Source organism: Fulvimarina thalattae (genome assembly GCF_040239565.1).
In the GTDB taxonomy this organism is placed as follows: Bacteria; Pseudomonadota; Alphaproteobacteria; order Rhizobiales; family Rhizobiaceae; genus Fulvimarina.
On the sequence record NZ_JBEHWS010000001.1, the window covers coordinates 367,475 to 393,198 of the forward strand.

The window sequence follows — 25,724 nt, forward strand, 5'->3', positions numbered from 1 at the left end:
TTGATATAGGCGCAGGTCATGCCGCAGTTTGATCGCCCTACCGTCGTCATCTTCGCCAAGGCGCCGATCCTCGGAATGGTGAAGACGCGGCTTGCGAGGACGATTGGTGACGCGGCGGCGCTCGCGCTTTACGAGACGCTGCTGCTGCGCACAGTCGAGGCGCTGAAGGATCAGCGCTGGGACACCGTCATCGCTGCAACGCCTGACGAAACCCTCGAGGACGATCGATATTGGCCTCATGGCGTGAGGCGAATTGCGCAAGGCGGCTGTGATCTTGGCACGCGGATGTTCCGGCCTCTGAAAGATGCTCGACCGAGTGCGCCGATCATTATAGTTGGCAGCGATATTCCGGGCTTGGCGAAACCGCAGATCGAGGCCGCTCTCGACGCGTTGAAGACGAGGCCCTACGTCTTCGGCCCAGCGTGCGATGGCGGGTTCTATCTCGTCGGCGCTTCCAAGGAACCGTCTCCTGCTATCTTCCGCGATGTCGAATGGTCGGCGGAAACAACCTTGAAACAGGTGCTGGCCAATCTGCCTCATGGGTCGGCTAAGATGATCGAAACTCTCGACGATCTCGACGATGCAGCATCGCTGGAGCGGCATCGAAAGAGCGGACGGCTCTAAGCCTTCGCGCCGGCGAGGATTTCGTCGACGAAGGTTGGAACCAGCTGGCTCGCTGGCCCATGCCGCGCCTCGTCGAACTGGAAGCTGCCGTCGGACGGTTCGAGATTGAGTTCCAGCGTTCGGATGCCGAGGCGCCGGGCTTCTGAGACGAAGCCGGCCGCGGGATAGACCGCGCCGCTGGTGCCGATCGAGACGAAGAGGTCGGCTTGTTCGAGGCGCTCGAAGATCAGCTCCATATGGTGGGGCATCTCGCCGAACCAGACGACGTCGGGCCGCAGGTTGCCGGTGTCGCCGCACGCCTGACAGGTCTCGGTGATGTGCAGATCGCCGTGGTGTTCGCGCGTACCTCCGCAGGTCGCGCAGAGCGAGCGGCGAAGGCGGCCGTGCATGTGGATGACGTGTTCCGAGCCGCCGCGCTCGTGCAGATCGTCGATGTTCTGGGTGACCAGCGTGAGGTTGCCGGCGAATTCGCGTTCAAGACGAGCGAGCGCTTCGTGGGCGGGGTTCGGCGATACGCCGTTTAAACCTGCGCGTCGGGCGTTGTAGAAGGCCTGAACGCCTTCGGGATCGCGCGCAAAAGCTTCCGGTGTGGCGACATCCTCCAGCCGCACTTTCGACCAGAGCCCGTCCTTGTCGCGGAAGGTCGCAACGCCGGACTCGGCGGAAACGCCGGCGCCTGTAAGGATGAAGATGGATTTCGGGCCTTCCAGGGCCAAGCGATCAGGCCTCCGTTCCGCCGACGGTGATCTGGTTCATCCGTAGATGCGGCTGGCCGACGCCGACTGGGACGCCTTGGCCGTTCTTGCCGCACATGCCGATGCCGGTGTCGAGGGCGACGTCGTTGCCGACCATGGCGACGCGGTGCATGGCGTCCGGCCCGTTGCCGATCAGCATGGCGCCCTTCAGCGGCTCTTCGACCTTGCCGCCCCGGATGCGATAGGCCTCGGTGCAGCCGAAGACGAACTTGCCGGAGGTGATGTCCACCTGCCCGCCGCCGAAGGAGACGGCGTAGATGCCATCGTCGACCGAAGCGATGATCTCGTCCGGCGTATATTCGCCGCCGAGCATCATCGTGTTGGTCATGCGGGGCATCGGCGCATAGGCGTAGGACTGACGGCGGCCGTTTCCGGTTGCCTTCGCACCCATGAGCCGCGCATTTTGCCGATCCTGCATATAGCCGACGAGCTTGCCGTCCTCGATGAGAACCGTGCGATTCGTCGGCGTTCCCTCATCGTCGATCGTCAGTGAGCCGCGCCGCTCGGCGATCGTGCCGTCGTCGACGACCGTGACGCCTTTGGCCGCAACTTGCTGGCCCATGAGGCCGGAAAAGGCGGAGGTCTTCTTGCGGTTGAAGTCGCCTTCGAGGCCATGGCCGACTGCCTCATGCAGCATAACACCCGGCCAGCCGGCGCCGAGCACTATGTCGAAAGCGCCAGCGGGGGCGGGCACCGCGCGCATGTTGACACGGGCCTGGGCGAGGGCCTTGTCGGCGATCGAGCGCCAGGTGTCCTCCACCATGAATTCACCGAAGCCCGTGCGACCGCCCGCGCCGAAGGAGCCGGTTTCCTGCCGTTCGTCGTCACCGCAAACGACCGAGACGTTGAAGCGGACGAGCGGGCGGACATCGCGGACAAGGCGGCCGTCGGCCCTGAGAATTTCGACCACCTGATACTGCGCGCCGACGGTCGCAGAGACCTGCCGCACGTCCTCGCCCTGATCGCGCAGATATTTGTCGACCGCTTGCAGGAGCTTCACCTTCTCCTCGAAGGTGGGCGAACCGATCGGGTTTTCCTCGCCGTAGAGCTTGGCATTCGTTCCGACCGGCGGCTCGGCATAAATGCCGGCATAGCCTGACTTGACCGTGGATACCGCGTCGGAGGCGCGTTTCAGGGCCTTGATGGAAAAATCGTCCGCATGGGCGAAGCCCACCGCTTCGCCGGCCACGGCCCGGAGACCGAAGCCCTGGTCGATACCGAAATTGCCGGACTTTAGTCGTCCGTTGTCGAAGGCGAGTGATTCGCCTTCGCGGTATTCGAGATAGAGTTCGCCGTCATCCGCGCCGCGGAGCGTCTCGTCGAGAACCGACTGGAGTTCGGCCTGTGAGACATCGAAGCGGTCGATGAGGGAAATGGACATGATCGGTGCGGCTCCGGTTGACGGGCATGGTCGTTCAAGGCTGCGAAGATAGGTCGTTCGCGTCGCTCTTTAAACCAAGCCCGGTACGTTGCCTGATGCGGCCTATTCCGTGGCTGGGGCCGGCGCGTCCTCCTCGCTCGGCTCGGGCTTCGGCAAGGCTTCAAAGGCAGCCGTGAAGCCTTCGAGAGAAACCGGAATGCCGATTCCCTGCTCCGGCGTCTGGAAGAAGGAGAAGGTCGCCTCCGTGCCTTTCGAGAGCTTGTCGATCAGGATTTCGTCCATGGCGACGTCGGCGACGCAGCCGGTGTCGAAACAGCGCAGGAACGGCGTGATCCCGATGAATTCGCCGTCGATATGAAGGCGAAGGCCGTTCGGGAGGATGATGCCCAGCGGCGCGCGGGCTCGCAGGATGGTGCCCGTACCGTCTGCAAGATGGAGAATCGAAACCGCAAAGCCGATCTCCTCCCGGTCCGGCGGCAGCACGATCTGTCGCATAAGGCATTGCTCGCGGGGAGCGCCGGCGGGGGTCGAACAGACGATACCCCAGGCGCCATGCTGGGACTTCAGCCGTCCGATCGGCTCGGAGGCGAACTGCGCGCCGGCGCTGCCGAGACCAGCGGCAAGAAACACAGAGGCGAGAATCAGGCGTTGGAGACCGGCGAAGGCGGCGAGCGAACGTGGCATCGAGTCCTCGGGAGATGGTGACGGACGAAACAGGGCCCTTGAGATCAGCGCTGACCGGAATGATGCGGCAGGAAGATGGCCCGATCCTGACATCTTCGCTTTTGGTATGAGGCGTCTTGCAGGGCGACCGCCAAAGCAGGTGCTCTCACCAAGCTGTTCGCTTATTGCGGTCAGCGGACGTTCCGGCGATTGAAAAACCGGAATGTCAGATAAACCAACGGCCTATGCTGCCAACTCACACCGGTCGGCCACTCGTTCAGCGGCTCGATCAGGAAGGCTCTGAAATATGCGAATTTTCGCATGTGTGAGAGGCTATGTCGCAATGGAATGGGTCTAAAAGGTGTTGCGAGTTCCCGGATTTCGTGGTTGAAGCGCACAATCCACGTGGCTGGATGAAACGCGCAATGCCGGGCCCGACAGCGCCGGCTCCTTAAAAACGCGGACCCTGATCCCAGCCAACGGTTTGAAGGACTACCCGGCCGGGCTGGCCGGTTAAGGAGGAAAAGCGTGAGAGCTTGGAGCTTGACGGCCGCACTATGGCTGACCGGAGCGGGGGCAGCTTTTGCCCAGGATGGCGGCGACCTTGTGGTCGGCAAGCCGCATCCCTGGCAGATGGGGCTGCAAGAGGCATTCTCGCCGATCGAAGAGCAGATTCACTGGTTCAACAACTATTCGCTCTTCTTCGTCATCCCGATCACGATCTTCGTCGCCGCGCTCCTTGCGTGGTGCATCTTCAGGTATCGCGCCAAGGCCAATCCGAATCCGTCGCGGACCGCGCATAACACGACGATCGAGGTGGTCTGGACGCTCGCGCCGGTGATCATCCTTCTGATGCTGGCGATTCCGTCCTTCCAGCTTCTCACCGCCCAGTACAATCCGCCGAGCGCTCCTGAGCTGACCGTCAAGGCGACCGGCTATCAGTGGTATTGGGGCTACGAATATCAGCCGACCGAGACGAGCGAGAGCGAAGCCGAAGAGACCGCGCCGGAGCCGGTTTCCTTCGAATCCTATCCGGTCGACGAGTCCTCGATTGCCGATACCAAGGGCGACATCGAGACCTATCCGCGCCTGCTCGCCGTCGACAACGAGATGGTCGTACCGGTCGATACGGTCGTGCGCATCATTTCGACCTCGGCCGACGTCATCCACTCCTTCGCCGTGCCATCGCTCGGCGTGAAGGTCGACGCCGTTCCGGGGCGCGCCAATGAATACTGGTTCCGGGCCACCCGCGAAGGCATCTTCTACGGCCAGTGTTCCGAGCTCTGCGGCACGGCCCATTGGAACATGCCGATTGCTGTCCGCGCCGTATCCCAGGAGCAGTACGACGCCTGGTACGAAGCCGCGCGGGAAGACGTCGCCGGTGCCAATGAGCAGCTCAATGCTTCCATCGAGGCCTCGCAGGCCGAGCGCGCGGTTGCGTCGCGCTAACCGAACTCGTCAGGTTTAGGGAGACCTCAATACGATGGCTTATGAAGCCGCACACGGCGCCCATGACGATCACACACCGTCTTTCTGGGTTCGCTGGTTCTACTCGACGAACAACAAGGACATCGGTGTCCTCTATCTGATCTTCGCCATCATCGCCGGCGTGATCGGTGGTGCCCTGTCGATCGGCATTCGTGCCGAGCTTCAGGAGCCCGGGATGCAGATCTTCTCGGACCCGCAGATTTTCAACGTCTTCACGACGGGCCACGGCCTGATCATGATCTTCTTCATGGTCATGCCTGCGCTGATCGGCGGCTTCGGCAACTATTTCGTGCCGATCATGATCGGTGCGCCGGATACGGCCTTCCCTCGCGTCAACAACATCGCGTTCTGGATGCTGCCGCCGTCCTTCCTCCTCCTGATCGCCTCGCTCTTCGTCGAAGGCGCGCCGGGCTCGAACGGCGCCGGCACGGGCTGGACGCTCTATCCGCCGCTTTCGACCTCGGGCCATCCGGGACCCGCCGTCGATCTCGCGATCTTTGCGCTTCACCTTGCGGGCGCGTCCTCGCTGCTCGGTGCGATCAACCTGATCACGACGATCCTCAACATGCGCGCTCCGGGCATGACGCTGCACAAAATGCCGCTCTTCGTCTGGTCGCAACTCGTCACCGCGTTTCTGCTGCTCTTGTCGCTGCCGGTACTCGCCGGTGCGATCACGATGCTCCTGACGGACCGCAACTTCGGCACGACATTCTTCGCACCTGAAGGTGGCGGCGATCCGATCCTCTACCAGCATCTGTTCTGGTTCTTCGGTCACCCGGAAGTCTACATTCTGATCCTGCCGGCTTTCGGCATCGTCAGCCACATCATCTCGACCTTCTCCAAGAAGCCGGTCTTCGGCTATCTCGGCATGGCCTACGCCATGGTCGCGATCGGTGTCGTCGGATTCGTCGTCTGGGCGCACCACATGTATACGAGCGGTATCTCGCTCAACACGCAGCGCTACTTCGTGTTCGCCACCATGGTGATCGCGGTGCCCACCGGCATCAAGATCTTCTCCTGGATCGCCACCATGTGGCACGGCTCGATCACGTTCCGCACGCCGATGCTGTTCTCGATCGGCTTCATCTTCCTGTTCACCGTGGGCGGTGTGACGGGCGTGAAGCTCGCCAACGCCGGTCTCGACCGCGTGCTGCACGATACCTACTACGTGGTGGCCCACTTCCACTACGTGTTGTCGCTCGGCGCCGTCTTTGCGCTCTTCGCGGGCTGGTACTACTGGTTCCCGAAGATGACCGGCTACAACTACAATGAGATGATCGGGAAGATTCACTTCTGGATGACGTTCATCGGCGTGAACATCGTCTTTTTCCCGCAGCATTTCCTCGGTGCCGCCGGCATGCCCCGCCGCTATGCCGACTATCCGGATGCTTTCGCCGGCTGGAACTACGTGTCCTCGATGGGCTCCTATCTCTCGGGTCTTGCGGTTCTCGTCTTCCTCTATGGCATCTGGGAAGCCTTCTACCGCAAGCGCGTCGCCGGCGAGAATCCATGGGGCTCGGGCGCGACGACGCTGGAATGGAAGCTGTCTTCTCCGCCGCCTTTCCACCAGTGGGAAGAGCTGCCGAAGGTCAACTAAGGCCGCTGGCCTCGTCCAACGACCGAAAGATCGAAGCCCGGCCGGATACGGTCGGGCTTTGACGGATCGCAGACCGGGCGCTGCCCGGACTTCCGCAGCGCCGCTCGAACTGGCGCGGGAGGTGATGCCGCACCAAGCGTGGGGCGTCTCCGTAGAGGGCGATCCAGAGTTTCTTTGAGTTTACGGGTGACGGGAATCCGCTCTTGTCGATGATCGAGACCAACAGCCTGCCGGTGGCACCGCAAATCTCGCTGGCCGAGCCACGCGACTACTTTGCGCTTCTCAAGCCGCGCGTGATGCAGCTCGTCGTGCTGACGGCTGTCTGCGGCATGGCGATCGCGCCGGGCTCGATCAATCCGCTCCTCGCCATCATCTCGATCCTTGCGATCGCGGTCGGAGCGGGCGCCTCCGGCGCGCTCAACATGTGGTACGACGCCGATATCGACGGCAACATGGCCCGCACGCGGCTCCGTCCGATTCCATCCGGCCGTATCGCACCGGATGCGGCATTCGGCTTCGGGATCGTGCTTTCGATCCTCTCCGTCATGACGCTGGGCCTGGCCGCCAACTGGTTCGCGGCCGGCTTCCTTGCCTTCACCATCTTCTTCTACGTCGTCGTCTATTCCATGGGCCTGAAGCGCTCGACGCCGCAGAACATCGTGATCGGGGGTGCCGCCGGCGCGTTCCCGCCGATGATCGGCTGGGCCGCCGTCACAGGCGATGTGTCAATCGAAGGCATCGTTCTCTTCCTCATCATCTTCCTCTGGACGCCGCCGCATTTCTGGGCGCTGGCGCTGTTCAAGATGAAGGAATACGGCAATGTCGGCGTGCCGATGCTGCCGAACGTCGCCGGTGAGAAGACGACCCGCCGTCAGATCTTCGCCTATTCGTTGCTTCTCGCCCCCATAGGCGTCGCTCCCTTCGCGATGGGCTTTGCTGGACCGGTCTACGGCGTCGTTTCGGTTGTGATGGGTGCGCTCTTCCTGAAGAAGGCCTATGCGGTTCTTCAGATGCAGGACGGTGACCAGCTGATGATTCCGGCCAAGAAGCTGTTCGGCTTCTCCATCCTCTATCTTTTCGGGCTGTTCGTGACCCTGCTTGCCGAAACAGCGGTGATGGGTCTCGTCGGAGTGCTGGCTTGACCGGGGACGAGAAGCAAGAGACGGTTAAGCTGACGCCGGAGGAAGCCAAGGCGCGGCGGAAGCGCTCTGTCGCGATCGCGGTGACGCTCTTCGTTCTGGTCGTGATCTTCTATATCGTCTCCATCGTCAAAATGGGTGCGTAATGGACAGCGGGAACTTGAAACCACGGCAGGATGAGAAAGCGAAACGGCGCGGGCTGATCATCGCCGCATCCTGCACCGCCTTCATCTTCGGGATGGTCGGTGCGGCCTATGCTTCGGTTCCGCTCTACCAGCTGTTCTGTCAGGTGACCGGCTATGGCGGCACGCCGCAGCGCGCGGATGCCAACGAGCTTCAGGTCGGCGACGAATCCATCGAGGTGCGCTTCGACGGCAATACCGCGAAGGGCCTGCCCTGGACCTTCCAGCCGAACGACCGCGCGATGAAGGTGCGGCTCGGCGAGACATCGGAGACGACCTATCATGTCGTCAACAATTCCGATCGACCGATCACCGGCCAGGCGCTCTATAACGTGACGCCGGATGCGGCAGGCATCTATTTCAACAAGATCGCTTGCTTCTGCTTCGACGAGCAGACGCTGCAGCCGGGCGAAAGCGTGGAAATGCCGATCACCTTCTTCGTTGATCCGGACATCCTGAGCGCCGAAGAATTACAGGGCGGCTACGCGATCACCCTGTCTTATACCTTTTTCCCGGTCGATGATCCGGCCGAAGTTGCCAAAGCACCGCAATCGGAGTCTTCCGATCGGAGCGAAGGCGCTTTATGAACGTGGCAATTCGCAATGTCGGGAGTCGTGGCCCGGTTTGCGAGAGAAGAAAAGCTGAAGACGCCGGGTCGCCTCGGAGCGAGGACGGCGCGTTGAGTGAGGAGACGCGGCATGGCTGACGCACACGCCAAACATGACTACCATATGGTGGACCCAAGCCCGTGGCCGCTGATCGGCTCGGTCGGCGCCTTCATCATGCTGTTCGGCGCTGTCGGAATGTTCCGCTGGAGCGGCGGTCAGGAATTCAACTTCCTGGGTCTCCCGTTGGCAACGCCCTGGGTCTTCGTCCTCGGCCTCGCGATCGTGCTCTACACCATGTATGGCTGGTGGTCGGAGACGGTGAAGGAAAGCCTCGAGGGCAAGCACACCCGCGTCGTCTCGCTGCATCTTCGCTACGGCATCATCATGTTCATCGCCTCGGAGGTGATGTTCTTCGTTGCATGGTTCTGGGCCTTCTTCGATGCCAGCCTCTATGCGAACGAGGCCATCCAGCAGTCGCGCACCGAGGTGCTCGGTGGGCAGTGGCCGCCAGCAGGTATCGAGGTGATCGACCCGCTGCATCTGCCGCTCTTCAACACGATCACGCTGCTTCTCTCGGGTACGACCGTCACCTGGGCGCACCATGCGCTGCTGCACGGTGATCGCAAAGGCCTGATCACCGGTCTCGCACTGACCGTCGCGCTCGGCGTGATCTTCTCCTATGTCCAGTACTATGAGTACCTCCATGCGCCGTTCGCATTCTCGGGCTCGATCTACGGTGCGACCTTCTTCATGGCGACGGGCTTCCACGGCTTCCACGTGCTGATCGGCACGATCTTCCTGATCGTCTGCCTGATCCGCGCTTCGGTCGGCCAGTTCACTCCGCAGAAGCATTTCGGCTTCGAGGCGGCCGCCTGGTACTGGCACTTCGTCGACGTGGTCTGGCTGTTCCTCTTCTTCGCCGTCTATGTCTGGGGCGGCTGGGGCGCAGAGTTCCACTGATCCGGCAAGACCGGGTAAGCTTCGAGGAGGGCGGTGCCGCAAGGCCCGCCCTCCTTCGTTTCGGTTACATGAAAAGGGCCTGAACCCATGAGCCAGTCTGCGGGCAACGAACCCGAACCGATCCCGACAGGGCTCAAGGGACGCTGTCCGCGTTGTGGCGAGGGGCGGCTGTTCTCAGGCTTTCTGACGCCCGCAAAGAAATGCGACGAATGCGGGCTCGACTTCCACTTCGCCGATTCCGGCGATGGCCCGGCGGTGTTCGTGATCCTGATCATCGGATTTATCGTCTGCGGCCTCGCCCTCTGGCTGGAGGTCGCCTACGATCCGCCGCTCATCCTCCATTTCGTTCTCTGGGTGCCGCTCACGGTTATCCTCGCGCTGCCGCTCCTGAGGATGCTGAAGGGCGTGATGATCACGCTGACCTATGCGAACAAGGCCCGCGAGGGACGTCTCGAAGGCGAAAGCCGCTCGGAATCGGGACCGGACGGAAGCGCATGAGCGCGCCCAACGCTGGGGAGGCGGTCCTTCCTGCCAATCCGGAGCCGATGGGGCGGACGAAGTTCACCATCGCTCTCTCGCTTTGCGTTCTTGGGATCGCGATCCTCATGGGGCTCGGCACATGGCAGGTCGAGCGTCTCTTCTGGAAGGAATCGTTGATCGAAAGAATCGATGGGCGGATCGACTCGGACCCGATCTCGCTCGACGCTGCGATTGCCGAGTTCCAGGAGACTGCCGACGTCGACTACCAGCCGGTGACATTGACCGGACGGTTTCTGGAGGGCGGCGAGCGCTATTTCTTTACGACCTTCGATGGACAGACCGGCTGGAATGTCTACACGCCGCTGCTGACCGCCGACGACAAGCTCGTCATCGTCAATCGCGGTTTCGTGCCCTACGAGCAGCGTGAACCGGAAACGCGGCCGGGCAGCGAGGCCAATGGTGAGGTGACGGTCGAGGGGATCGCACGCAATGCGCCGGAGGAAAAACCGGGCTATTTCGTGCCGGAAAACGATCCCGAAGAAGACACTTTCTTCTGGCGCGATCTTGGGGCGATGTCCTCTGGTCTGGCAACCGATGCAGGCGTCGATCTTGTGCCATTCTTCGTAGATGCAAAACGCAATCCGAATTCCGATGCGTTGCCGATCGGTGGACAGACGATCGTGACAATTCCCAACAATCACCTGCAATATGCCTTCACCTGGTACGGCATCGGCGTCGTGCTCATCGTGATGACCGGCATTCTTGTCGTCCGGCAGGTGCGGGCGCGGCGCGGCCAAGCTTCGCGGGGCGCTTGACAGGGAAGGGGCGCATGCCTTCATTCGCACCATGACCGTACTCGATATGCCTTCGCCGACTGCCGCCGCGACCAAACGCGCGCTCACGCTGAAACTCTGTGAGCCGCGGGGCTTCTGCGCCGGCGTCGACCGGGCGATCCAGATCGTGGTGCTCGCGCTCAAGAAATACGGTGCGCCGGTCTATGTCCGGCACGAAATCGTGCACAACAAATATGTCGTCGACGGCCTGCGCGACATGGGCGCTGTCTTCGTAAAGGAACTGACCGAGGTGCCGGACGACGGCCAGCCGGTCGTCTTTTCCGCACATGGGGTGCCGAAGTCCGTGCCTGCGCGGGCGGAAGCGCGCGACATGTTCTATCTCGACGCGACCTGCCCACTCGTCTCCAAGGTGCACAAACAGGGCCTCCGGCATGTGAAGCACGGGCGCCACGTGCTGCTGATCGGCCATGCCGGACATCCGGAGGTGGTCGGGACGCTCGGCCAACTGCCCGAAGGCACCGTGACGCTGATCGAGACGGAGGAGGATGTCGCAGCCTTCGAGCCGGCGGACCCGTCTGCCCTCGGCTTCATCACCCAGACGACGCTTTCGGTGGACGATACGGCGGGTGTCGTGAAGGCACTTCAGGCCAAGTTCCCCGATATGCAGGCGCCTTCCTCGGAATCGATCTGCTATGCGACGACGAACCGGCAGGATGCGGTGAAGGCCGCGGCGGTCGATACCGATCTCTTCGTCGTCGTCGGGGCGCCGAATTCATCCAATTCCAAACGCCTCGTCGAAGTTGCCAAGCGGTTCGGCTCGAAGGATGCGATGCTTGTCGAGAGCGAGCGCGATATCCCTTGGGATCAGCTGAAATCCGGCTCCACTCTCGCGTTGTCCGCCGGGGCGTCCGCGCCTGACATTCTGGTCGATGAGATCATTGCCAAGGCGCGTGAAGAGTTCGAGGTGAACCTCGAAATCGTGCAGACGGCCGAGGAGAACGAACTCTTCCCGGTGATGCGCTCGATCCGCGACATTCCCCTGACCGACGCCGACATGGCTTTCGTGAACGGCGCCGCCTGACGGCTTCGACAGGTGAAAACCGGCAGACTTACGACTCGGTGCTGCAACCGCTATTCTCGTTGTCGGTGCTGATCGACGGGAGAAAGTCTCATGGCTGGTCATGGGCAGGTTCACTGGAACGAGCTGAATACGCATGACCCGCAAGCCGCAATGGCGTTCTACGGTGCGACACTCGACTGGACGTTCGAAACAGTACCGTTCGACGAAGACACGAACTACTACATCATCCTCTCGGGCGGGCAGCGCGTCGGCGGCATCTTTCACATGCGTCATCCGATGTTCGACGGCATTCCGGAACACTGGTTCACGCATATCGCGGTCGATGACATCGAAAAGCGCTTAGCGCTGGTCCGGGAAAAAGGCGGGGTGATCACACGCGAGCCATTCGTGGTGCCGAATGTAGGCACCATCGCGGTGCTACAGGCAGCGAGCGGCTCCTATTGCGCGTTTATCGAGCCAGTTTGACTGTTCGGAACGAAAAAATAGTGCGTCATACCCAATGCGTTCCCGTGTTCGGTGGTGAGTTTTCATCTTGCGATGCAAAGCGTCCTCGGTGCAGATGAACGCGAAACTTCGCTCGTGCTGCGCGAGCGAAACGAATGTGAGCCCGGGGTGAAATCTTGGCCGTCTATACCGATGTCGGCGAGGCCGAACTTTCGACCTTTCTCGGCGATTACGATCTCGGCCAGGTGCTGAGCTATAAGGGGATCGCCGAGGGCGTTGAGAATTCGAATTTTCTCCTGCGCACGACGGGCGGTACCTTCATCCTTACCCTTTACGAAAAGCGGGTCGAGAAGAACGATCTGCCGTTCTTTCTTGGGCTGATGGAGCATCTCGCCCAGCATGGGCTCTCCTGTCCTTTGCCGGTCCGAAAGCGTGACGGCAAAACGCTGGGCGAGCTTGCCGGGCGGCCCGGCGCGATCTTCACCTTTCTGGAGGGCATGGGGGCACGGAGGCCGACGCCCGCCCATTGCCGAGCCGTCGGCTCCGCCATGGCGCGGCTGCATGCCATCGGCGCGAGCTTTCCGATGACGCGGGTGAACGGACTTTCGATGCAGGCCTGGCGGCCGCTTTTCGCATCCTGCCCGGACCGGGTGGATGAGGTCGAGGCAGGTCTCAGCCAGGAGATCGAGGGGGAACTCGATACGCTCGAAGCGCAGTGGCCGAGCGATCTGCCGTCAGGCGTCATCCACGCCGATCTCTTTACCGACAACGTCTTCTTTCTCGGCGGCAATCTCTCCGGCATCATCGACTTCTACTTCGCCTGCAATGAACTGCTGGCCTACGACATTGCCATCACGCTCTGCGCCTGGTGCTTCGAGACGGATGGAAGCTTCAACCTGACAAAGGGCGCGGCGCTACTGAACGGCTATCAGGCGGTGCGCCCGCTGGAGGAAGCGGAAGTCGCCGCTCTGCCGATCCTCTGTCGCGGTGCCGCCATGCGCTTTCTGCTGACGCGGCTTTACGACTGGCTGACCGTGCCGGACGGCAGCTATGTGGTGAAGAAGGACCCGCTCGAATATCTGAAGAAGCTGCGCTTTCATCGCAGCGTCGATAGTGCCGGCGAATACGGATACCAGCCGGTGGAGGACTTCAATTGAGCGCTGAGAACAGGGTCGAGATCTACACGGACGGCGCCTGCTCGGGCAATCCGGGCCCCGGCGGCTGGGGAGTTCTCCTGCGCTTCGGCGAGCATTCGAAGGAGCTCAAGGGCGGCGAGGCGAACACGACCAACAACCGGATGGAGCTTCTGGCCGCCATCGAGGCGCTGTCGGCCCTGAAGCGCCCCTGCGCCGTCGATCTGCACTCGGATTCCTCCTATATGCGCGACGGCATCATGAAGTGGATCCACGGCTGGAAGAAGAACGGCTGGAAGACCGCCGACAAGAAGCCGGTGAAGAATGCCGAACTCTGGCAACGCCTCGATGAGGAACGTGCCCGCCACGACGTGACCTTTCACTGGGTGAAGGGCCATGCAGGCCACGAAGGCAACGAGCGGGCGGACCAGCTCGCGAATGACGGGATGGAACCGTTCAAGAAGAAGGCGCGGTCGGCTTAGCGCGCCGACCAAGCGCGCCTTATTCGGGCTGGATTACCGTCGTCAGGCCCCTGTCGCCATCGTCGAAGACAGCCATCAGCACCGGGTTTGCAGCGTCTTTCGGCCGCTCGTCGATCGGGATGCGAAATGTCGTCTGCTCGTCGTCGCGCGCCGAAACTTCCGCTTCACCGAAATACCAACCCTCCGGGCCGAGAACGAAGGCATCGCTCACCGAGGCGTTGGTGCGAAGCCCGAGTTCCAGCGCATCGCCGTCGATCGAGGCCGTCACGTCGCTGGCATCGAGTGTCTGTGGGAGCCCGTCGAACGCGGTCTCGACCGCTGCCGCCCCATCGGGGCTTACGGAAAGCTCCGCCTGAACCGGCACGCAGATCGCCTCGCAGACGCCCAGAAAGACATCAGCAATGATCGCACCATCGATCGTTTCTCCTTCGCCGGGCGTCAGCAGGAAGGGTAGGGCGAGATCGTGCTTGTAGCCGTTGGCGCGGGCAAGGTCCTCCCCAAACCGCTGCGGAAGCGGGGCTAAGACTGCGGCCTTGCCGATCCCCTCAGTGCGGGAAAAGTCGATCTGCGGGGGAATGCCGGAGGGACCGGGATCGAGCCAGTAGGTCTTCCAGCCGGGCTTGAGATCGATCTTCAGTGCACCGCGCACGATGCCGTGGGCGGCCGGAGGTTCGGCGACGAGGGTGAGCGTCGCAAAATCGTTCTCGACGACGTTTCCGGGCGCGGGTTCTACCGCCAATGCCGTGCCGGCCATGGTGAAAAGAGCGGTGAACGCAGCGGTGAGCGGGATGCGGGCAAAGGTCGCGAAGCTTCGCTTCATATCGGGTCGCCTTTCGCTGGAGGGGAAATGAACCCCTTCGGACGCGGACATTCGCACAGGTCGTGCGGCACCGGCCATTCATGTCTTCGTGTGCCGCACCGCCCATGTTCCATCAATTACAAGGCTTTTGCAGGCTGGCAATCCACTGCGTTCGGTGTCACCTTAAGGTTCGCTCACATTTGTATGGAGGTCGACCCGTGCGTATCGACGAGGTGGCTGACGAAACGACGACGTCGCTGGAAGGGCATTTTCTGATTGCCATGCCCGGCATCGAAGGCGAGCCCTTCGAGCGCACGGTGATCTATCTGTGCGCCCATTCATCCAGCGGGGCGATGGGCTTCATCATCAACAAGCCGCAGCCGACGAGTTTTTCCGAACTCCTGACCCAGCTTGGCATCGTCGAGAGCGAGGACGACATCCGGCGTCCGGTGGATGGTGCGGAAGTGTCGGTCTGCCGGGGCGGTCCGGTGGAGCAGAGCCGGGGCTTCGTGCTCCATTCCGCCGATTACGATTCCGAATCCACCGTCACCGTCGATCACGAGATCGCACTGACGCCGACGACGGATATCCTGCGGGCGATATCGCAGGGCTTCGGTCCGAAGACCGCGATCATGGCTCTCGGCTATTCCGGCTGGGCGCCGGGCCAGTTGGAGGAGGAGATCGCCCAGAACGGCTGGCTTACCTGCAAGGCCGATCTCTCGATCATCTTTTCCAATGCGCTCGAAGACAAATACGACCAGGCGCTGGCGCTGCTCGGGATACAGCAGGCGTTTCTCAACGCGGAGGCGGGGCACGCTTGAGGAGCGATTTAGTGGACGAGGATGGTCTCGAACGTATTGCGGCATTCAGCCTGATGAGCGACCGACCCTCGGTAAACGTAGTTTTAGCCGCCTTTGGCATTTATGTCTTCGATCACTTCTCGCCAAATAAAATACAGCGAGACAGGGTAGTCGCGTATAGCCCGCCTAATCTTCGCATTCTTGTTAGTTCTCTTAATCAAAGTTACCGAAAATAAAATTACAGTCACCGCATACCAGCTGCACGCGATGCTGGCATAAGCCGTAACCATTAATGCATTGTAATAAAATCCGCTTGTTCCATCATGTTTTACAGCCAAGCCGATTAATATCGTTGCGAAGAACGCGGCAATGGAAATTGCAAGAAGAGCGAGTGTGGTTTTGCGCGAGATCACAGAGTTCTTCGTATTTACTACTTTAAATCTATAAGAAGCCGTTATGGCAAGACAATAGCCCGTGCGCGTACGGATATTTTGTCAGGCCGAAGCGCAGTTCTGTTATTGTGCGTGGCTGGAGTAACTGTTGGATCTTTATACAGTTTGCTCCGCTACTGAAGAGGCTATCTCAGACTAGACTCTTCGCTTCGTTCTGACTCTTTACGCTAAAAAGCCACTGCTCGAATAGTGAACGCAGATTTTGTCCGATGGCGGAAAATCACTTCGAAGTAGTCTCACGCCGTGCGTCGCAGCCCCGGTTCCTTGCTCACCAGCATCCGCCGCGCTTCCTCCTGGCTGAGCGGCTTGGCGTAGAGGAAGCTCTGGGCGTATTCGCACTTCATCTGGCGGAGGGTCGTGACATCGGCTTCCGTCTCGACGCCTTCCGCGACGATCTTGAGGCCGAGATCGTGGGCCATGGTGACGATGCTTTTCAGGATCACCGGGCGCTGCGGCTGGGAATTGTGCTTCAGGAAAGACTGGTCGATCTTCAGCGTGTCGAACGGGAAGCGCATCAGATAGGCGAGCGAGGAATAGCCCGTGCCGAAATCGTCGAGTGACAGGCCGACGCCGCGCTCGACGATGCGCTCCAGAAGCTGGGCGGAGCGCTCCGGATTGTCCATCACGAGCGACTCGGTCAGTTCCAGCTTCAGCGCCGAAGCCGGCAGACGGTAGCGCTGGAGAACGGTGTCGACGTCGGCAATGAGATCCTGGGTGATCAGCTGCCGGCTGGAGACGTTCACCGACATGAAGAGCTTCTGATTGCCGGTCGCGCGATGCCAGTCGCTGAGGCGCTTGGCGGCCTCCTCCAGCGCGAACTGGCCAAGCTGGACGATGAGGCCCGAGCGCTCGGCGAGCGGCACGAATTCGGCCGGCGAAATCTTGCCGCGGCGTGGGTGGTCCCAGCGCAACAGGGCCTCGAAGCCGGCAATCGACTCATCCTCAAGCGCAACGATGGGCTGGAATGCAAGTGCCAGTTCATGCCGCTCGAAGGCGCGGCGCAGGTCCGTTTCGAGGGCGAGGCGGTTGGAGCCGATCGCCTTGTAGGCAGGACGGAATGGCTCGATCCGGTCGCCGCCCATGCGTTTAGCCTGATGCATCGCAAGATCGGCTTCGGTAAGCGCTTCGGGGGGAGTCTGGTCGGTAGACCAGCCCGTAAGGCCGATCGAGGCGGTGAGGACGATGTCACGCTCGGCAAAGGCGATCGGCGCACGGATCGCCTCGCGCATATACTCGGCGAAGCTTGCGACTGCGTCCGAACTGGTTTCGGAGACGAGGATCGCGCCGAACTGGTCGCCGGAAAGGCGGGCGAGCGTGTCCTGCGGTTTGAGCGTACGCTTGAGGCGACGGCCGATCGTAAGAAGGATCGTATCGCCGGTTGCGAGGCCATAATCGTCGTTGACCTGCTTGAAGCGGTCGATGTCGATGACGAAGACCGTCGGCGAAATATCATCGTTATGGGCGGCGAGGCAATTGATCGCCTCCAGCCGGTCCATGAAGACTTCGCGGTTCGGCAGACCCGTGAGCTGGTCGACGAGGGCGTCCTGCAAGAGGCGATCCTCGGCCTTCTTCGCCGAGGTGATGTCCTTCAAGGTGCCGACGCAGCGCATCACTTCGCCATCGGTGCCGAGCATCGGGCGGGCGCGCAATGCCAGCCAGTGATAGTGGCCGTCGCCGTCACGCACGCGAAAATCCTGATGCATGCGGCCGCGCCGATGTTCGAGGATGGTGTCGAGGGTCAGCTTGAAACGGTCGCGGTCGTCCGGGTGGAGGACCGGGAGCCAGTTGCGCGCCGGGCCGTTCATGGCGTCGACAGGGAGGGCGGAGAGCATATCGCCCTCGGAGTCGATGAAGATGCGGTCGCGGATCACATCCCAATCGAAGACTGCATCGCCGGAACCGGCGAGGGCGAGGGACCGGCGCTCGAGATCGGAAACGAGGCCTTGCGCGAGCGTGCCGCCGGCAAAGCCGTGCTGCATCACGGTGAAGCCGATCAGGAGCACGATCAGGACGAGGCTGCCGCCGAGCGCCGGCTGGATGATGTCGTTCGAAATGGCGCCCGTCACGGTCATCCACGCAGCCCAAATCCAGACGATGAGCAGGAGCCAGGTGGGCAGCAGCATGACCGCGCGGTCGAAGCGCTGGATGCTGAGGGTGATGATCGCGGCGAGGCCGAGCGCGGCGGTGATCGCAAGGCTGACGCGCGTGATGCCGGCGGCCGAAACCGGATCCACCAGTGTATAGGCGCCGATCGCGCCGACGGCGGCGAGCACGACGCCGGAGCCGATGGTCAGATAGCCGTGCCAGCGGTTGAGGCTGAGATAGGCAAACAGGAAGAGGATCAGCGTGAAGAGGAATGCCACCTCCACGCCGGCGCGCCATATGGGCTCCTGACCCGGCGCGAAGGGCATCAGCTTTTCCCAGAACTGAAAGTCGATGCAGATATAGGCGAGCACCGACCAGGAGAGGGCGGCAGCAGCCGGGAACATCGCCGAGCCCTTCACAACGAAGAGGATCGTCAGGAAGACGGCGAGAAGGCCGGCGATGCCGAGGACGATGCCGCGATAGAGCGTGAAGGCGTTGACGTTCTCGCGATAGGTGCCGGGTTCCCAGAGACGGACGTCGGGCAGGCGGTCCGCGGTGAGTTCCGCGACGAAGGTAACGATGGCGCCCGGATCGAGCGTGACGAGAAACTCGTCGGCCTCGCTTGAGATCTGCCGTTCCAGCGCGAAGCCCTGGCTGGGCGTGATCGCCGCGACGCGCTGCGATCCGAGATCGGGGTTAAGGACGCCCGAGCCCGCAAGCGTGAAATGCGGGGCGACGATGAGCCGGTCGATCTGCTCGTCGCTCTCGTTAGTGAGCGCGAACACCGCCCAGTCGCCGTTCGCTTCCGGTGTCGTCGCATCGATCTCGATGCGACGCACGATGCCTTCCGGGCCGGGAACGGCTGACACCTGAAAGCTGCGCCCGGCATTGCGATAGATTTCCATCGCGGGGCGAAGGTCGATGACGCTCTCGTTCGGCGAGACGGCCACGACGTCGAGCGCGCGGGCGGGCTGGGTGAGGGCGGCAAGGCTTGCGAGCGCCGCGAAAAGAATGAGGCAGCCGCCGAGCCACGCGCGAAGAGCCATGCCGGCGCGCGACAGAAGCCGCCGCCGGTGATCACCGTCGGTCATGAATGGGGCTCGTGAAAGCGACACGACGTACTCTGTACTCCCAACTCGCGCTCTCTTCATCCGTCCATCGCGCCCGATCGCGGCCATTCTTCGGCAAGCAGCGAATAGAGGCAATGATCTTCCCATTCTCCGGCGATCTTGAGATAGCGCCGGAGCCGACCTTCGTAGGTGAAGCCACACCGCGTCAAGAGACCGATGGATCGCTCGTTGGTCGGAAGACAGGCCGCCTCGACCCGGTGGAGGTATTCCATGTCGAAGCCGAATCGGGTGACCTCCCTCACCGCTTCGCGCATAAGGCCTTGGCCCGCATATCGTTCACCCATCCAGTATCCGAGCGTCGCGGCCTGTGCCACGCCCCTTCGGATATGGCCGAGCGTCAGTCCACCCATCAGGCGTTTTTCATTTTCATCGAAAATGAAGAAGGTGAAACTGTTATGGGAATGGGCCTCACCGTAATAGCGCCTGAGCCTTGCGCGGAATGCGTGGACGGAAAGTTCGTCCCGGCTCCATTCGGGTTCCCAGGGCCGAAGAAAGGAGGCGCTTTCCGCACGAAGTGCCGCCCATTTGCTGTAGTCGCTTCGCCTAGGAAGCCTCAAGAGCACCCGATCGCCCCTCAAGACCGGGCATTGCGGTCTCAAGATGGCATCGAGCAGGTGCATGGGAGCGCGTCAGGCCATGCCCGCGATGCCTTGATGGCGGGCCGAGCCCGTTTTCAGCGGCACGGCGAGAGCTTCGGCGGAGGCGAGACGGTCGAGCTTGCCGATCGCGGCAAGCGTCGGCTGACTGTCGAGGAAGAGACGACCGGCGACATCCTTGAGACGTGCCGCGTCGATGGCCGCGAGCCTGTCGAACAGTTCCTCGGTCGAGATGATCGCGCCGTTGAACATCAGCTGGCGTGCCATCTGGCCGGCCCGCACGGCAGGGCTTTCCTGTCCCATCATCAAGCTAGAGCGCATCTGAGCGCGCGCCCGGTCGACCTCGATCGCGGTGATATCATCGCTCGCCTTGGCGAGTTCCTCGACAATGGTTTCGCCCAGTTCCTGGAGCTCGTCCTCGCCGGTGGCGGCGTGGATGCCGAAGAGACCGGAATCGGAAAAGCTCCAGTGGAAGGCGTAGATCGAATAGCAGAGGCCGCGCCGCTCGCGAATTTCCTGGAAGAGACGGGAGGACATGCCGCCACCGAGAACCATGGAGAGAACCTGCGAGGCGTAGAAGTCCCGTTTGTAATAGGGCCGGCCCTCGAATCCGATCAGAAGCTGGGCATCGGCGAGATCGCGGCTTTCACGATACTCTCCGCCGGTATAGCGCGCCGCGCCGCGCTGGACGTTGGCCGGTTCGAGGATGGGGCTCTTGCGGTGCTCGAAGAGGCCGGAGACCTGGGCGACGATCGCATCGTGATCGACGGCACCCGCCGCCGAGACGATGAGCCGATCCGGCCCGTACTGGCGGTCGAGATAGGTACGCAGATCGTCGGGTGAGAAGCTGCGGACGCTTTCGCGTGTGCCGAGGATCGGACGGCCCACGATCTGGCCGGAAAAGGCGGTCTCCTGGAAATGGTCGAAGACGATGTCGTCAGGGGTATCCTCGGCGGCACCGATCTCCTGCAGAATCACATGCTGCTCGCGTTCGAGTTCGACCGGATCAAAGCGCGAGTTCAGCAGGATGTCCGAGAGGATGTCGAGCGCCAGCGGAACGTCGTCTTTGAGGACGCGGGCGTAATAGGAGGTCGACTCGACGCTGGTGCCGGCGTTGAGCTCACCGCCGACATTCTCGATTTCCTCGGCGATGTCTCGCGCGCTCCGGCGAGCCGTGCCCTTGAACGCCATGTGTTCGAGCAGATGGGCGATGCCGTGCTCGCCTTCGTTCTCGTCGCGGGCGCCGGCCTTTACCCAGAATCCCAGCGCGGCGCTTTCGAGATTGTCCATCTTGTCGGTGACGACGGTCAGGCCGTTGTCGAGCCGCGTGATCCGCTGGGTCATGCGACCTCCGCGCCGTTGCCGGCGCGCGAGCGCTGCCGGATGAAGTCTTGCAGCTCATCGAGATCGTTGGCGATCGTGTCGAAGCGTTCCCGCTTCTGCATGAGGCCCGCATGGCTCGGCGGCAGCTGCGGGGCCTTGCCGCAGGCTTTCTCGACGGCATCCGGGAACTTCGCGGGATGGGCCGTCGAAAGCGTCACCATCGGGGCTTCGCCAATCAGACCATCCGCAACGTTGACGGCAACGGCGGTGTGCGGGTCGAGGAGATAGGCCTGGTGGGTCAGAACCGTCTTGATTGTGTTGGCTGTTTCGACCTCGCCGCTGCGCCCGGCGTCGAACTCGTTGCGGATCGTCTCGATCACCGCATTCGGCAGAGTGAAGGCGCCGGACTGCGCCAGCTGCTGCATCAGGCCGCGCACGAGATCGGCGTCGCGACCGCTCGCCTCGAAGATCAGTCGTTCGAAGTTCGAAGAGACCTGGATATCCATCGAGGGCGACATGGTCGCTTCGACGCCGTCGGTTTCGTAGCGGCCGCTCTTGAGCGTGCGGTCGAGGATGTCGTTGGCGTTGGTCGCGACGATCAGCCGGTCGATCGGCAGGCCCATGCGTTTTGCCGCGAAGCCGGCGAAGATGTCGCCGAAATTGCCGGTCGGCACCGTGAAAGAGACCGGCCGGTCCGGCGCACCGAGCGAGGCTGCCGCGGTGAAGTAGTAGACGATCTGGGCCATGATCCGGCCCCAGTTGATCGAGTTGACGCCCGACAAGCCGACATCGTCGCGGAAGCGCTTGTCGTTGAACATTGCCTTCACGAGCGCCTGGCAGTCGTCGAAGGTGCCGTCGACCGAGACGGCGTGGACGTTCGCGGCGTCGCTTGTCGTCATCTGACGCTGCTGAACGGGCGAAACCCGGCCGTTCGGGAAGAGAATGAAGATATCGGCGCGTTCACTGCCCGCGAAGGCCGCGATCGCCGCGCCGCCGGTATCGCCAGAGGTGGCGCCTACGATGGTCGCGCGCTGGCCGCGTTCGGCCAGAACATGGTCCATCAGCCGCGCGATGAGCTGCATCGCGACGTCCTTGAAGGCGAGCGTCGGGCCATGGAAAAGTTCGAGCAGGAAGTGATTCGCGCCGATCTGCACGAGCGGGGCGACCGCCGGATGCGGGAAGGTCGCATAGGCCTCGTCGATCATGCGCTTCAAATCGTCGGCTGCGATGTCTTCCCCAACGAAGGGTGCCATCACTTCATAGGCGATTTCGCTATACGGCCTGCCGCGAAATGAGCGGATCGTCTCCTGCGTCAACTGCGGCCAGGCATTCGGGACATAGAGCCCGCCGTCGCTGGCAAGCCCCGCCAGCAGCGTATCGGCGAATCCGAGGCGGGGTGCCTCCCCCCGTGTGCTTACGTAATCCACGTTGTCTCCCAGTGCCGGCGTCTTTCGATCGCTTCTTTTAAAGCGCGGTCTGCCTTGGCATTGTCATCTTGCGGCGTAAAAGCCTTGATTCTCTTCAGTTGCCGGCAGGTCGCATCCGGCATTACGGCCTGATATAGACCTTCGGCCAAGGGAAAGGGAAGAACCGATCGATGATCCAGAGTAAGCCGCCCCTCACGCTCCGTCGCTCCCATCTGTCGCTTGCCGCAGTCTTGACGAGCGTAGTGCTGGCCGCCTGCTCTTCGGCAAATACCGGCGCAGGGCTGGAGGAGACGGCTGCGAGCGTCGGCACGCCGCCGGTTCCGGCAAATCAGCCGACCGGCTTTGCTTCCCTAGGCACCCCCGCGTCCTATTGCCCTGCCGTCGAGGTTCGACAGGGTACGGGTGTCCTCGACAAGGACGAAGGCAGCGAACTTGCCTTTAGTGCCAATATCATCGGCGCGCAGAGCACCTGCCGGATCGTCGACGGGCAGCTGCGCATGAAGGTAGATGTCGGCGGACGCATTGCGCCGGGGCCGGCTGCGCCCGGTGCCGTGCAGCTTCCGCTGCGGATTGCCGTTTTGCGCGGTGACGATGTGATTTATTCCGAACTCGGGCGGGTTCCGACGACGGCGACCGCCGGAGGCGATGCTCAGAACTTCACCTTTACCGACGATCGAATCGTGTTCGCCGAGCCGAAGGAGCAGAACATCAAGGTGTTCACCGGCTTCGACGAAGGCCCGCCGGAGTAAGTCCGAGCGCCCGACTGCTCTCGGGCGCTCTTTTTGTCTTTGGTGGAAACCCGACCTCAGTTCCCTTTGTCGTCGAGTTCGTCCGCGACCTGTCCATAGCTGATCAGCGCGAAGAGGGCCGATCCGCCGAGGACGTTTCCGATCAGCGCCGGCAGATGGAAGCCGATCAACGTGTCCAGCAGGCCCCGCTCGCCGATGAAGACCAGCGTGAAGGCCTCGACGGAACCAGCGACCACGTGCGCGAGATGGAAGAGGGCGATCAGCGAGGTCAGAAGCGCGATCACGATGAAGCCCGAGCCTTTCGCCGATGGCATCAGCCAGACGACTGTCGCCATCAGCCAGCCGGCAGCGATACCGCGCAGAAGAAGGTGATGGAACGTCCCCGTCGTCGCATCCCTCGACACCTCGATGGCGGCGGCGACGATCTCCGGCGTGTCGAGGATGTCCACCGCAATGCCAAGCGCAAAGACAGCCGTTCCAACCATATTCGCGACAAGCACAATGGACCAGAGGCGTGCGACCGCGAAGAAACCGCTCGGCTTCGGTCGTGCCAGCAGGGGGAGCACGGCCGTCAACGTAATCTCGGTGAAAAGCTGCTGGCGTCCGAGGATGACGATCAGGAAGCCGACGGAATAGCCGATGCTTTCCAAGAGCGGCGTCCAATCCGCCTCCGGCAGGTAGGCGCGCATGGCGGCCTGAGTGTAGACGGAAAAGCCGATCGAAAGACCCGCGGCGAGACCTGACCACCAGAGCGATCGATAGGGGCGCGTCAGCTCGTCCTCGCCCTCCTGCCGCACGATCTCGTAGACCGCGAGCGGGCGCAGTTTCATGCGGTGATCGACCTCTTCCAACTCGCCTTGTGTCAGCGACGAGCCCTCATGCTCGAGCCGGTGTTCGGTCACCTCGCTGGCGTGACGTTGTCCGCCCCGCGCGAATTGCTGGATCGCCTCCTTGTTGAGGTCTCGATCTTCCCGGACGGGCGTTCCGGGGTCGTTGGTCTTCTCGGTCATTCACTCGCCATTTTCGTGAAACAGTGTACGAAACCGCCTGCAGCCTAAGGCCGCGCGGTTTCGGTGTCAGTCGACACTTAGTTCTTCACGCGTGATGTTCGACACCTCGTGGCGGATGGCCGCTATGAACGGTGAGGCACGCCAGTGTGATCGGATGGCCGATCCGCAGCAATTCGCGCCCGTTCTGGGCAAGTTCTCCGCGTTAGACAGGCTTCGTTCAAGTCGCTCGGCTTTTCAGGATATGACGGGTTCATGCGCTTTCTGCTGACAGTCTTCGCCACCTTCTTGCTGGCATTCGGTCCTGCGGCTGCCAATCCATCCATGGATGCCGGCTTCGCCAAGTTCCTGAACGATGAAATCTGGCCTGAAGCCGAGGCTCGGGGCGTGTCACGCGAAACGTTTGATCGGGCGTTCCAAGGCGTTTCGCCGAACCTGGAACTGCCTGACCTGCAATTGCCGGGCTCCAGCGAAACCGTCGAGGAGATCAACTTCCAGGCCGAATTCAAGGATGGCTCGGATTATCTGTCCGAACGCGCGGTCGCTGGAATGGTGCGCGCGGGCCGGGAACTGCTGGGTCGGCATGGGGAGGTGCTCGCGCGGATCGAAAAGCGCTACGGTGTTCCGGCACCGATCATCATCGCGATCTGGGGCCGTGAATCGGCGTTCGGCAATGCCGAGATCCCGCATAACGCCTTCGAGGTGCTCGGCACCAAGGCCTGGCTTTCCCGGCGCAAGGAGATGTTCCGGGGCGAGCTTCTGGCCGCATTGGAAATCGCGGAGAACGGCGACAGGCCGGTGGATGAAATGCGCTCCTCCTGGGCCGGCGCGCTCGGCCAGCCGCAGTTCATGCCGTCGAAGTTTCTGAACTATGCCGTCGATTTCGATGGCGACGGCAAGCGCGACATCTGGAATTCGGTGCCGGACACGCTGGCCTCGATCGCGAATTATCTGAAGGAACATGGCTGGCAGACCGGCCGCGACTGGGGCTTCGAGGCGGATATTCCCATGGCGGTGTCCTGCACCACCGAAGGTCCCGATCAGGGTCGGCCGATTTCGGCCTATGTCGAAGATGGTGTTTCGCGGGTATCCGGCCGGACTTTTCCGGATCACGAGATCGGCGAGACCGGCCATGTCATGATGCCGGCGGGGCGGATGGGGCCGATGTTCGTTGCGACGCCAAACTTTTACGTGATCAAGGCCTACAACAATTCCGATCTCTACGCCCTCTTCGTCGGCCATGCCGCCGACCGGATGATGGGCTCCGGTGCTTTCTCAAAGGCGTGGAAGGCGTCTGACAGACTGACGCGCGGTGATATCGCGAAACTTCAGGAAAAGCTTGTGGCGAAAGGCTTCGACGTCGGCGGCGTCGATGGTCTGGCCGGTTTCAAGACGCGCCGGTCCATTGGAGCGGTCGAGAGCGAACTCGGTCTTCCTGAGACCTGCTGGCCGTCGCGCAGGCTGGTCGAAGCCCTTCGATGAGCGATGGGAAAATACGGGTCTCACCGCCGCGAACGGGATTGTAATATTTTCGCCACATCTTCT

Annotated in this window: 26 protein-coding genes; 16 read left to right on the forward strand and 10 right to left on the reverse strand. The window is 62.1% G+C overall.

Translation table 11 applies throughout. The features are described 5' to 3' along the window. Window positions 1-18: 18 nt before the first annotated feature. Window positions 19-624: a TIGR04282 family arsenosugar biosynthesis glycosyltransferase gene (locus tag ABRA89_RS01720; protein WP_349939716.1), complete on the forward strand. Its 606-nt coding sequence runs from the start codon at window positions 19-21 to the stop codon at window positions 622-624. On the opposite strand, the gene ABRA89_RS01725 is transcribed toward ABRA89_RS01720, so the two are convergent. The 3 genes from ABRA89_RS01725 to ABRA89_RS01735 form a co-directional block, all read right to left on the reverse strand. Beyond that, window positions 621-1,340, reverse strand: a complete 720-nt coding sequence (locus ABRA89_RS01725) for an NAD-dependent deacylase (protein ID WP_349939717.1) — start codon at window positions 1,338-1,340, stop codon at window positions 621-623. The genes ABRA89_RS01720 and ABRA89_RS01725 overlap by 4 nt on opposite strands. A gap of 4 nt (window positions 1,341-1,344) precedes the next feature. After that, window positions 1,345-2,760 (reverse strand): metalloprotease TldD, encoded by a 1,416-nt coding sequence (gene tldD, locus ABRA89_RS01730; protein WP_349939718.1) that lies wholly within the window; start codon window positions 2,758-2,760, stop codon window positions 1,345-1,347. A 102-nt stretch (window positions 2,761-2,862) separates the two neighbouring features. After that, window positions 2,863-3,444, reverse strand: a complete 582-nt coding sequence (locus ABRA89_RS01735) for an invasion associated locus B family protein (protein WP_349939719.1) — start codon at window positions 3,442-3,444, stop codon at window positions 2,863-2,865. Between the two features lie 507 nt (window positions 3,445-3,951). Between ABRA89_RS01735 and coxB the strand changes: the two genes are divergently transcribed. The 12 genes from coxB to rnhA all read left to right on the forward strand — a co-directional run bounded on the left by coxB (window position 3,952) and on the right by rnhA (window position 13,811). Beyond that, window positions 3,952-4,872 (forward strand): cytochrome c oxidase subunit II, encoded by a 921-nt coding sequence (gene coxB / locus ABRA89_RS01740; RefSeq protein WP_463671234.1) that lies wholly within the window; start codon window positions 3,952-3,954, stop codon window positions 4,870-4,872. Between the two features lie 34 nt (window positions 4,873-4,906). Next, window positions 4,907-6,508, forward strand: coding sequence for a cytochrome c oxidase subunit I (ctaD, locus tag ABRA89_RS01745; RefSeq protein ID WP_349939720.1), 1,602 nt, complete (start codon window positions 4,907-4,909; stop codon window positions 6,506-6,508). Window positions 6,509-6,717: 209 nt separating this feature from the next. Beyond that, complete coding sequence (locus ABRA89_RS01750; protein WP_349939721.1) at window positions 6,718-7,650, forward strand: heme o synthase; 933 nt, start codon at window positions 6,718-6,720, stop codon at window positions 7,648-7,650. Continuing rightward, window positions 7,647-7,793, forward strand: a complete 147-nt coding sequence (locus ABRA89_RS01755; RefSeq protein ID WP_349939722.1) for a protoheme IX farnesyltransferase — start codon at window positions 7,647-7,649, stop codon at window positions 7,791-7,793. Before ABRA89_RS01750 ends, ABRA89_RS01755 begins: the two co-directional genes overlap by 4 nt. A 14-nt stretch (window positions 7,794-7,807) precedes the next feature. After that, a complete protein-coding gene (locus ABRA89_RS01760) occupies window positions 7,808-8,416 on the forward strand; it encodes a cytochrome c oxidase assembly protein (RefSeq protein ID WP_349939723.1) in 609 nt (202 codons plus the stop codon). A gap of 111 nt (window positions 8,417-8,527) precedes the next feature. Beyond that, complete coding sequence (locus ABRA89_RS01765) at window positions 8,528-9,397, forward strand: cytochrome c oxidase subunit 3 (protein ID WP_349939724.1); 870 nt, start codon at window positions 8,528-8,530, stop codon at window positions 9,395-9,397. A gap of 87 nt (window positions 9,398-9,484) precedes the next feature. Further along, window positions 9,485-9,895, forward strand: a complete 411-nt coding sequence (locus tag ABRA89_RS01770) for a DUF983 domain-containing protein (RefSeq protein ID WP_349939725.1) — start codon at window positions 9,485-9,487, stop codon at window positions 9,893-9,895. Then, entirely contained in the window at window positions 9,892-10,692 is an 801-nt protein-coding gene (locus ABRA89_RS01775; RefSeq protein WP_349939726.1) for an SURF1 family protein, read from the forward strand. The genes ABRA89_RS01770 and ABRA89_RS01775 overlap by 4 nt, the downstream gene beginning before the upstream one ends. Before the next feature lie 31 nt (window positions 10,693-10,723). Next, on the forward strand, window positions 10,724-11,752 hold the full coding sequence (gene ispH / locus ABRA89_RS01780; protein WP_349939727.1) for a 4-hydroxy-3-methylbut-2-enyl diphosphate reductase: 1,029 nt from the start codon (window positions 10,724-10,726) through the stop codon (window positions 11,750-11,752). A gap of 90 nt (window positions 11,753-11,842) precedes the next feature. Next, window positions 11,843-12,217 (forward strand): VOC family protein, encoded by a 375-nt coding sequence (locus ABRA89_RS01785; RefSeq protein ID WP_349939728.1) that lies wholly within the window; start codon window positions 11,843-11,845, stop codon window positions 12,215-12,217. Between the two features lie 155 nt (window positions 12,218-12,372). Beyond that, on the forward strand, window positions 12,373-13,353 hold the full coding sequence (locus ABRA89_RS01790; RefSeq protein WP_349939729.1) for a homoserine kinase: 981 nt from the start codon (window positions 12,373-12,375) through the stop codon (window positions 13,351-13,353). Continuing rightward, window positions 13,350-13,811, forward strand: coding sequence for a ribonuclease HI (rnhA, locus tag ABRA89_RS01795; RefSeq protein ID WP_349939730.1), 462 nt, complete (start codon window positions 13,350-13,352; stop codon window positions 13,809-13,811). Before ABRA89_RS01790 ends, rnhA begins: the two co-directional genes overlap by 4 nt. A gap of 19 nt (window positions 13,812-13,830) precedes the next feature. On the opposite strand, the gene ABRA89_RS01800 is transcribed toward rnhA, so the two are convergent. After that, on the reverse strand, window positions 13,831-14,631 hold the full coding sequence (locus ABRA89_RS01800) for a protein-disulfide reductase DsbD domain-containing protein (RefSeq protein WP_349939731.1): 801 nt from the start codon (window positions 14,629-14,631) through the stop codon (window positions 13,831-13,833). A gap of 197 nt (window positions 14,632-14,828) precedes the next feature. Between ABRA89_RS01800 and ABRA89_RS01805 the strand changes: the two genes are divergently transcribed. Beyond that, window positions 14,829-15,431, forward strand: a complete 603-nt coding sequence (locus ABRA89_RS01805; RefSeq protein WP_349939732.1) for a YqgE/AlgH family protein — start codon at window positions 14,829-14,831, stop codon at window positions 15,429-15,431. Between the two features lie 83 nt (window positions 15,432-15,514). On the opposite strand, the gene ABRA89_RS01810 is transcribed toward ABRA89_RS01805, so the two are convergent. From ABRA89_RS01810 to thrC, 5 genes are all read right to left on the reverse strand, one after another. Then, complete coding sequence (locus ABRA89_RS01810; protein WP_349939733.1) at window positions 15,515-15,823, reverse strand: hypothetical protein; 309 nt, start codon at window positions 15,821-15,823, stop codon at window positions 15,515-15,517. 275 nt (window positions 15,824-16,098) lie between these two features. After that, entirely contained in the window at window positions 16,099-18,993 is a 2,895-nt protein-coding gene (locus tag ABRA89_RS01815) for an EAL domain-containing protein (RefSeq protein WP_349939971.1), read from the reverse strand. A gap of 101 nt (window positions 18,994-19,094) precedes the next feature. Further along, window positions 19,095-19,697, reverse strand: coding sequence for a GNAT family N-acetyltransferase (locus tag ABRA89_RS01820; protein ID WP_349939734.1), 603 nt, complete (start codon window positions 19,695-19,697; stop codon window positions 19,095-19,097). Between the two features lie 9 nt (window positions 19,698-19,706). Beyond that, the gene (locus ABRA89_RS01825) at window positions 19,707-21,017 is read right to left on the reverse strand and encodes a M16 family metallopeptidase (RefSeq protein WP_349939735.1); all 1,311 of its coding nucleotides are present in this window, start codon (window positions 21,015-21,017) and stop codon (window positions 19,707-19,709) included. After that, a complete protein-coding gene (thrC, locus tag ABRA89_RS01830; protein WP_349939736.1) occupies window positions 21,014-22,423 on the reverse strand; it encodes a threonine synthase in 1,410 nt (469 codons plus the stop codon). Before thrC ends, ABRA89_RS01825 begins: the two co-directional genes overlap by 4 nt. Window positions 22,424-22,593: 170 nt before the next feature. Here thrC and ABRA89_RS01835 point away from each other — a divergent pair, with 170 nt between their 5' ends. Further along, complete coding sequence (locus tag ABRA89_RS01835) at window positions 22,594-23,172, forward strand: hypothetical protein (RefSeq protein ID WP_349939737.1); 579 nt, start codon at window positions 22,594-22,596, stop codon at window positions 23,170-23,172. 56 nt (window positions 23,173-23,228) lie between these two features. Here the strand turns inward: ABRA89_RS01835 and ABRA89_RS01840 are convergent, their stop codons facing one another. After that, window positions 23,229-24,182, reverse strand: a complete 954-nt coding sequence (locus ABRA89_RS01840) for a formate/nitrite transporter family protein (protein ID WP_349939738.1) — start codon at window positions 24,180-24,182, stop codon at window positions 23,229-23,231. Between the two features lie 252 nt (window positions 24,183-24,434). Between ABRA89_RS01840 and ABRA89_RS01845 the strand changes: the two genes are divergently transcribed. Then, window positions 24,435-25,661, forward strand: a complete 1,227-nt coding sequence (locus tag ABRA89_RS01845) for a lytic murein transglycosylase (RefSeq protein ID WP_349939739.1) — start codon at window positions 24,435-24,437, stop codon at window positions 25,659-25,661. Window positions 25,662-25,724: the final 63 nt, after the last annotated feature.